General features: G+C 47.7%; 4 protein-coding genes. All 4 read right to left on the bottom strand.

Going from position 1 to position 9,440, the window contains the following annotated elements; translation table 11 throughout:
• Positions 1-617: 617 nt before the first annotated feature.
• The 4 genes from AC3WTJ_RS13625 to AC3WTJ_RS13610 all read right to left on the bottom strand — a co-directional run bounded on the left by AC3WTJ_RS13625 (position 618) and on the right by AC3WTJ_RS13610 (position 9,421).
• Positions 618-5,066, bottom strand: coding sequence for an endo-alpha-N-acetylgalactosaminidase family protein (locus AC3WTJ_RS13625; protein ID WP_492522210.1), 4,449 nt, complete (start codon positions 5,064-5,066; stop codon positions 618-620).
• 832 nt (positions 5,067-5,898) lie between these two features.
• Entirely contained in the window at positions 5,899-7,611 is a 1,713-nt protein-coding gene (locus tag AC3WTJ_RS13620; protein ID WP_492522209.1) for a response regulator transcription factor, read from the bottom strand.
• 30 nt (positions 7,612-7,641) lie between these two features.
• Positions 7,642-8,538: a carbohydrate ABC transporter permease gene (locus AC3WTJ_RS13615; protein WP_246068904.1), complete on the bottom strand. Its 897-nt coding sequence runs from the start codon at positions 8,536-8,538 to the stop codon at positions 7,642-7,644.
• Between the two features lies 1 nt (position 8,539).
• A complete protein-coding gene (locus tag AC3WTJ_RS13610) occupies positions 8,540-9,421 on the bottom strand; it encodes a carbohydrate ABC transporter permease (RefSeq protein ID WP_407871962.1) in 882 nt (293 codons plus the stop codon).
• Between the last annotated feature and the right edge of the window lie 19 nt (positions 9,422-9,440).

The following is a 9,440-nucleotide window of genomic DNA, read 5'->3' as shown; positions in this document are numbered from 1 at the left end:
TGTCTGCATTTTCTACAATAGGTGACTTTTTTTGTTTTGGCTAGATATTTCATGTTAGGTTTTATGCAAACGTAGTGTATATTGTGCAACGAAGGATCGCATTCGCGTTCAGACCAGGCCATTACGTTGTATATAATGCAACGTAGGCCTTCAAATTTGAATTAGACTTCAACTATGCTGCTCAGCCGTCCCTTCGTCACCTACACACCATTTAACTCTCATCACCACCTCTTATCCCATCACACCATCTATCACTCATCCCCCTCTCTTATCCCATCACACCATCTATCACTCATCCCCCTCTCTCATCCCATCACAACCATTTGTTACTCATTTCCTTCATCCTACTCGACATGCCATTTATCACTAATCACCTTCACCAAACTGTCACACTACTGATTACCCCTCACCATCCCTCATCCCGCCAAACCATTGTCACTCAAAACCATCTCTCCCCAAACACCCATCTCCTAACCTTCAACGGGAAATTATAAATCTAATTTGTTCATTTCTGCTGCTCTCTCACCTGCACAATTTCCAGTTGCTCGCCAACGAACAGGTAGCTAACAACAAATACCGCCAGGATGAATTTCCATCCTGGCGGTGCTTTTTGTTAGCTATTGGATAATCTGACTAGCCACTTTCACAAGATCGTCTAGATCAATTTTGTTATCTCCAGTAACATCGGCTTTCTTCACAAGCAACCAATCCGGGCTGCTCGAATCTTTTCCGTAGTTGGCTGCGATCATGGCAAGGTCGCCAATCGACACTTTGTTGTCGCCATTGATATCGCCAGGTGTGCCTGGAGCAGGAATTGTGATCGAGACGTTCGCCGATCCAACCGTTGCGCTCGTTTCGTGCCCCGTTGCATCCCCGAGCACCGCCGATTCAACGGCCAAATGAGCTGTTGCCGGCTGCGTGATGTCTTTCGCTTTAAAGGTCAGCTCCAGTACATCGCCGCTGCCGATAATGGCATGACCCGCTCCTTCGCTCGCAACGATGAAGCGAACTTTGCCAGGCGTTGTTTCCGATTTGGATACCAAGCTGATACCCAATTGAGCAGGCTTCGCTGAAACAAGTTCCATTAGCGAAGTATCGTAGCTTATCATTAAATCCTGAGCGTAAACCGCTTCGGTAACATTTGATAAACCCAAACCTACTGTAAAGGTTTGCCCCGTTTGAACCGAGCTAGGTGCGATCAGCGTTGTTGCTGGTACACTCACTACTTTCGTTACGGTGATTTTTGCTGTCGCATGGAAATTGCCATCAGCAGTTGTCGCTGTAATGCTCGCACTACCAGTTTTTATTCCAGTTACGATCGTTTTGCCTTCGACAACTTCAACCTTCGCAACCGATTCATCGCTGCTGGACCAGGTCACATTTTTATTCGTCGCATTCTCCGGCTGCACCATCGCCTTCAATTCCACGGTGCCACCTTCGGCAATAGAAACATCCGTTTTGTCGAGCACTACGCCAGTCACCGCATGTACGGTCTCATCTGTTACTCGGATGTTATCTACAACAAGCTGGCCTCCGAGCTCGGCACTGCTGTTATCTGCTCCCTTCAGGATGGCGAGGTAAGCATTTTTGGCATTGTCTGTCGTGAATGTCAAATCAACCGTACTTGCTCCCGCTGGCAACGTTTTGGTCGACAGATCTCTCACTGTGCCATTATCATTCACACGAACGGCAACTGTGAACTGATTAGCCACATCCGCCTTGGCCTGCATCGTCAAATGGTACTTTTCATTCGTCCCGAGACGCAGTGTTTGCGGCAGTGTACGCAGCCATTCGCCTGCTCCGCCTTCATTTGTTTTCAGCGAGAAGTTGCCATCCAACACATAGGATTTCACTTGATTTTCGCCTTTTTCTACCATATGCGTCTGCACATTGCCTGCTTTCGCATAAACAAAAGGCCCCCAAGCTTCATCGACATTCTCGAAATCTTCGTTCAGAACAGTGCCTGCTTGATCTGTTTTCCCCGGATTTTCCCAGATTCGCACATCGTCGAAAGATACCGTTCCAGCACCTGGCGCTACGTTAAGCGCAAGTGTTGCTTTATCGCTTACTGCATCAAAGTTCACTTTCACACGTTGGAAATTCGTATTGTAATATTTGTGCTGCGGAGCGAAATATTTCAGTTTCGTATCTTCCAAGAAGTTGGACACTTCAATGTCGCCCTGTTTCACGCTAATCGACGACTTGCGATCCGCTCCATATACGTTCACCCAGACGGATGCGCTGTAAGTTTTGCCTGGCTCAAGTCCTGTTATAACCTGCTCGACTTTCGCATCTTCAGGCCCTTTTACTTCCAGATAATCGTCAGCGTTGCTGTTTTTCTTGATGCTGATGTGATCCGTTGTTCCAGCGGAAGACGATTTACTCCAAGTTTCCCACTTATGGCTGTCAAAACCCGGATCCTTGACCGGACTGCCATCGCCCCAGATCGTTTCCGCCTCTTGCGGAGCCGCTGTTTTGTACAGCACATAACCGACATTGGACTCGACACTTAGCGTCACTAGCCCGTTCGTTACGCTCACATCTCCGACGAACTGACGATCTGTATCCGTAAGCTTATACAGCTTCGCAGTGTGCACGCCGCTCCATGACGCAGGGACCTTCCATGTCGTGCTGCCGCCAGCCGGATTCCAGTGGTAAATCTTATCTTCTTTCACCGGATCCCAAGGGATGAAGATCGTGCTGTTGCTGATATCGGTGGAATCCGTCATAATTGCGATATCATTGCCGTCTTTCGTCAGATGAATTTTTCCATCTCCAGCGCGTGCAACCGATACGTTGCCTTCAAAATCGACGCGATCGTTCGTCATTTTCATAATCGGGAAATGCTGCATGTACTTCGTCGGTAAGTTCTGGTTAAAGAACGTTTTCGTCACTTCTTGATAGCTGTAGAATTGGGAATTAGGCTGCCAATAACCGACACCGGACTGCTTGTTGCCTTTCAACAGCGCATCGCTCATAAAGCCGTCCACATTCGTGTTGCGAATGAACCTGACAATTTTACTGTCATCGCCTTGATTCGGATACCCTGGATCTGTTCCCCAGTGAACCCAAGAGGCTTGTTCTTGCAGCGGGCCAGCAAATTCCGTGCCGAGCATCCAGCCGTTGCCGTTAATATAATCAGCCAGCTTCTTCGCGTTCCAACCTGCGCCTGTATAAACATCCACATACACGAAGTCCAAATTGTCACCTGTATCTGCTTTCAACATATCCAAGCGCCGTTTCAACTCGCCGGACTCAATGTCTTTGCGTTGGTCAACATAATACGCTTGATCAAGCCAGCCCCACCCTTTGCTAAGCGGTGCAATCAAGTTCGTCATCTTCGTTTGGAACGCGTCCAAATGGTACTCCGTAGCGTTAATGTGCACGCCGCCTTTGATGTTATACTTCTTGCCTTCCGTCAGGAAGTAGTTGAAATCATCCTTCCCGCCTTGGCGAATACCGATATGCCCGCCGTAATCCGGGTGCGAATCGTCGTGTCCTTCCGCTTGATACCCCTTCTGCAGGACAATTTGGCCAAACTCGTCAGTCAGATGCGCAATTTTCTTGGCGTGGTCCAGCGAACGCAGAAACGGCATACCTGTTGTTGCGATGTTCATGCTAATCCACGAGATGTTATCTTTAATCATGTCGCTTCCGTAAGGCATATCGGAATGGCTGCGGTACACGACGGCACCGTCCTGCCAATCAAGAATCCCGTCATTATTCGCATCCGGCGTAATAATGACTTTCGACCATGGCAGCTCTTCCGGAGCCGGAGCAACCATGCTTTCACGGTACGTCCAAGCACCGTTAGCCAGCGCAGCAACTTTCTCGCCAGGTGCCCCATCCGAAACACTCGTGCGTACTTTATCGTTGCCATTGATGACATTATTGACAATCGTGGCTGCCAGCTTATCGGAGTTGACGAATCCGAATGTACGGCCGCTTGGATTCAAGTTTTGCGCTCCGTTTTTCAGATCGTTGTATTCCTCAAATACTTTATTCCACTCACCGGTGAACCAGGCTGCCGTCTCCTGTGCTTTCGGCTGTGTCGAAGAGACGGAGGCTAGACTATGGTTCGGTAATTCAATACTTTTAACCTTAGTCGAACCGTTTTCCTGGATCTCGGTGAACTTCATATCGAGCGTATTGTCCACCACTTCCAATTTCACCTTCATTTGGACGGCTAGCTCTTCCACATTCATCGTGTAGATCACGCTGTTGCCTACTTTTTCCGCCGTCGTCTTCGGCCAATACTCTTCTCCATTGATTTTCACAGCGTAAAGATAATTTTTCTGCCCGTTCATGACAGCGCCGGTTGCTTTCCATACGTAGTTGTCTACACGCGGAAACGTACTATCCAACTCAGCTTTCATCGCAGCGGATTCCGATACAAAGTTAACGGCATTCGGATCCTGCTTAGGCGGCGTAGGCTTCGTATACGGGGTGACCTTCGTATCATCAAGGTACATTGTTTTACTGTCGAACCATGTTCTCATCCCAATTTTGCCTGGAGCAGAAGGCATATCCCCAACGGTTGCAGCAGCAACCTTTTCCCCGTCGATCCATAAAATAATATCCGAGTCCACATATCTCAGTTTTATATCATAGGTTTGGTTGGTAGACATAGATTTGGAAGCGATCGTGCCATAGTATTCCGTACCGTTTTTCAAGTAATAGTAGAGCCAACTCCCATTGTCATAGACAACACCGGCAAAGTTATTCACATCAACATACCGGAACAAAAAGCCATAACGGCCTTGCCCGCTCTCGACCTTCAGCTTTGTTTCCAATTCGGCGTTCTGATAGGAGGGCGAGTTATCATCCACCATCAAGGTTACCCCGGATGTAACAACTTTGAGCATATTGTTGACGACGCTAAAAGTCGCGTTGCCCGATGTTTTCTTCCAACCGCCAATCTGTCCGTTATTGTAATCCTGGAAATAAGCATCCCCATCGGCAGCAAGTGCTGTACCTGCCGGGACTGCGGCATACACTTGCAAAGCTGTAAGTAAAGCTAAAGAAACTGTAACGCTTTTTTTCAACTTGCGACTACTGGACTTCATACAACCATTCACCCTCCCTGATTAGGTTCCCCTGTTCCCAAACTTTCGCGACATTCCGACATGATACGACATGTATCATTGAAGGCGCGATGTAACACCTTTGGCATGCCTTAATCATACTTTCTTTGCAAGCGCATACAAATGATCTTTTTTGCTTTAGTTTTGATGTTTTTTGAACCAGGCTACCCTCCCAGGAGGAGAGGCAAAGGCAGATCATAAGGCATAAGGGAACTGGCGGCCTCTATTTCGAAGCTACCGTGCAGATTTCCGCGATGAGCGGAACTGCAGGGTCTTATATCTGCTAAAGAGGCCTAATTCCAGCAAAAACGCCGAAATAGCGGACCTCAGTTCTCTTTAGCTCGCTCTAACGGCTAATCTCGCTGAAATAGCGCCCTGTAGTTCCACTAACCTATGCAGAGGCTCTTGAACAATAAAAAGCCTCTGAAAATCAAGCTACTTTACCCACCTTCAACGATCCAACCACTGTACTCACCATTTTGCAACCTTCCACCTCACCAGACACAGAAAAACTAGCGGAGAATTCCGCTAGTCAGATCATAAGTCAATTGGCGGCCTCTATTTCAAAGCTACCGTGCAGATTTCCACGATGTGCGGAACTACAGGGTCTTATTTCTGCTAAATAAGACCCAATTCCAGCGAAAATGCCGAAATAGCGGCACACGGTTCCCTCTAGCTCGCTCTAACGGCTAATATCGCTGAAATAGCGCCCTAGCGTTCCCTTATTTGCACTTCGCTGCCCACTCAACGCTTTGCACTCCGTACTCTGCACCCGCACTCGGCACTCCACAATTCACACCTCGCGCCCCCAGACTCACTTCAACAAACTCTCCCGATACAGCTTAGGGCTATACCCCGTCGTTTTTTTGAACATGCGGCTGAAGTGCTCAACATTTAAATAACCGACGCTTTCGGCTATGTCGGTTATTTTACAGCCCTTCTTTTTCATCAATCGTTTGGATTCTTCGATACGCAAATGCGTTAAGTACTGAATGAAATTGCTGCCGACTTCCTTCGTAAACTGCTTGCTTAAATAGCTTTCGCTAACGCCCACCATCTCGCTGATCAACGCCAGATTGACGTCTTCCATATAATGAAGATCAAGGAATTGCTTAGCCGTCGCCACCACGGTGCTGTAGCTGCTATCCGCTTTTTCCTGCCCATGAAGCCAACTGTACAAATTCGTGCAGATCCGATATAGCCAGCTTTTCGTTTCTTCCAAAGTCTCCAAACTTCTCATATATTCAAAAGGATGCTGAAGCTCTTCCTGCAGTTCATCCCAACGTATCCCTTTGCGATGCAATAAGCCGCCAAGCTCCCAAAGCAAATTTCCAAGGGCAGCCTGAACATCCTGAGGCCGCCATCCCCATGTTTGCCCGAGCAGCAGCTGCATTTGCTCAAACTCCTTGCTCCATAACTCCGGATTGTCTTGTTCCAGCAGTTGAGTGATCGCTGCCCCATTCGCTTTCAGCGTCAGCTGCAGCTTGCGAACATGGTCCTGACCGGCATTCCCACCAGATCCAGATCCAGTTCCAGCTCCAGCTCCAGATCTTCCCTGATCCATACAGCTTTCAGGATAAAACACTTTGTTCCATCCGGCAAAAAAGCTCATCGCCGCCAAATGCGCAGCCTGTTGATGCAGACGGTACCAATGCTTCGTTCCGCTGGCCAGTTCACTCACGCCGATAGAGATCGACACGTTCACATACTGAATCAGCCGGGTTTGCATCATGGTAAAAGCAGATTGCACCTTTTCGCGCATCACGCTTTCGCTTCGATATTGGACCAAGGTGCAGAAAAGCACGTATTCCGTTTGACTTTTACGATAGATGAAATGCCGGATCGACATAGCGTCCAGTACGGTTTGCACCGACTGCGTAATAAAACGCTGCGTTTTCGCATCGTTCAAACTTCGATCCTGCCTGCTGCCCAGTGAACCTTGCGAAACGGTCATAACGGCAACCAACTGGTTCACTTCACCAAGCCATTCGTGAATACCTGTAGTTGTTATGGCAGCCGCCTCTTCCTGCTGATTCGGATCTAACGTGATAAGCTGACGGAGGATTTCGCTTTTCGCATCAATGTCGTCTTCAATCTCACTTGCCGGCAGCGAATTTAACTCAGGTTCCTCTTTACTGAGTTCGTTGACCGCCTTCAGAATGACAGGCACGAGATGCTCCTCATCCATATCCGCCTTCACGATGAAGTCTATCGCACCGAGCAAAAAAGCTTCCCGCACATAACTGTAATCGCTATAGGCGCTTAACATGATCGTGACGGGTCTCCGCTTTTCCATAACGGGCGAGTAGGCCCGCAGCAGTTCAATTCCGCTAAGCCTCGGCATCTCGATATCAAGGAGCATGAGATCAATATCGCCACGCTGCTTCAAAATCTCAAGCGCTTCCGCTCCGTCAGCGGCCTCGCCTTCGACCACAATCCCCATACTTGGCCAATCGATCATATGTTGAAGCGCAAGGCGAACAAGCGGTTCATCGTCAACAATCATCATTTTAAGCAACCGATTCATCCTCCAATGGCCAAGTTGACTGCTTCCACCTTATCCTTTAACAGCCCCATCCATGAGACCTTTGAAAATATAACGCTGAAACACGATGTAGAAAATGGCGCTAGGCAGCAGCACGATAATAATCCCTGCGCAAAGCTGTGATAAATCGGAACTGCGTGTACTGACAAACGCTGTCAATGAGGTCGCCAACGTCGCCAGTTTCGCGCTTGGCATGTATAACTGTTGGACAAAGATATCGTTCATTATTGTAACACTTTTTAGTATAGCTAGTGTAGCCGTTGCTGGCAGCAATAATGGGAAAATAATCGAGCGGAAAATGCGCACATAAGAGGCGCCATCCAACATCGCACTCTCGTCGAGCTGTACGGAAATCTTTTCGAGAAACTGCATATAAATGTAGATCTGCATAATATCCGTTCCGATATAAATTAGCAGAGGCGCACCTAGTGTATTATAGACACCCAGAGCATGTATGAGCTGAAACCTGGCAATCTCCGTCGTATAGGCCGGAATAATCATCGCAGCCATAAACATCATGAGAATCACTTTTTTCATCCGGAACTGAAAGCGATTAAGCACATAAGCCGTCATCGTACCAAGCAGCATATTCCCGAGCATACTCAACACAACGAGCAGCACAGAATTGCCTAGACCGCGTATCATATTGCCCTCTTTCAAGGCGCTAACGTAGTTATCGATATGGAGAAAGCTTTGGGGCAGAGAAAAAGGCGACGTTTCGGCCAGCTCCAGATTTGTTTTAAAAGAACCGAATACGACCAGCAAAATGGGGACGAAAACGATCGCCGCCATTAAGGTAAACAAGACATAATAAACGATATGGCCAACTAATCGCTGTGTGCTCATCGAACGGGTCCTGCTCGGCACTTCCGGCTTGTAGGTTTGTTTCAATAGCTGAGTACGTTCCATGTCAAGCTTCACTCCTGTCTTTCACAATCCAAGCCTGCAGCGCTGAAAATATAATAATTAATAATAAAAGCATAACGGCCATAGAGGAGGCCAAACCATAATTGTTATACGTAAACGCCGTTTGAAGCGAATATAAACCGAATGTTGAGCTTGCGCTGCCTGGACCGCCATTGGTCATGACAAGCGGAATATCATACTGCAGAAGAGCTCCCGATACATTCATAAACAAGATAATTTCTACGACCCGACGGATGCCTGGCAGTGTAACAAAACGCTGCTGCTGCCAAAAGTTCGCTCCATCGATTTCAGCCGCTTCATACAGATCTTTCGGAATCGACTGCAGACCGGCTAGAAACAAGACAACATGCACACCGCTGTAACGCCAAAGCGAGACAACCACTAAGGAATAATTAACGACGTTGGAGTCGCTCAGCCAACTTTGAATCCATGATTCTAGCCCGACTGCCTTTAACAACTCGTTCAGCGGACCGTTAATTGGATTATAGATGTAGCTAAACATATACGCCACAGCAATTCCGTTAATAATGTAGGGCATTAGCACGGAAAAACGAAAGAATGCACTCCCACGCAGCACTCTGTTCAGCAGTACGGCTGTCGTCAATTCGAGTGGAATCGCGATGGTATGGAGCAAAAAATACACGCCGTTATTCCTAATCGCTTGCCACGCTTCAGGGAAATCAAACAGCATCCGGACATAATTCTCGAAGCCGATGTACTTGAAGCTAGGGCTGTAGCCATCCCAGCTAGTGAAACTGTAACGAAATAACTGCAGCGTCGGATAGATAAGAAATAACAGCAAGAGTGAAACCGGTACAAGTAGAAACGAGAAAATTACGACTTTTTGCTGCATGCGATAATTCATATGATCACTCCTGTATATA

This window comes from Paenibacillus sp. FW101-FHT12H11 (assembly GCF_058790355.1).
The sequence above is the reverse complement of the archived record's forward strand: the minus strand, read 5'-3'. Positions and strand labels throughout refer to the sequence as shown.

Bases quoted from the DNA above. Each gene is read 5' to 3' on its own strand.
- AC3WTJ_RS13620 (WP_492522209.1), bottom strand. From the start codon at position 7,611: ATGAATCGGTTGCTTAAAATGATGATTGTTGACGATGAACCGCTTGTT.
- AC3WTJ_RS13625 (WP_492522210.1), bottom strand. From the start codon at position 5,066: ATGAAGTCCAGTAGTCGCAAGTTGAAAAAAAGCGTTACAGTTTCTTTA.
- AC3WTJ_RS13610 (WP_407871962.1), bottom strand. From the start codon at position 9,421: ATGAATTATCGCATGCAGCAAAAAGTCGTAATTTTCTCGTTTCTACTT.
- AC3WTJ_RS13615 (WP_246068904.1), bottom strand. From the start codon at position 8,538: ATGGAACGTACTCAGCTATTGAAACAAACCTACAAGCCGGAAGTGCCG.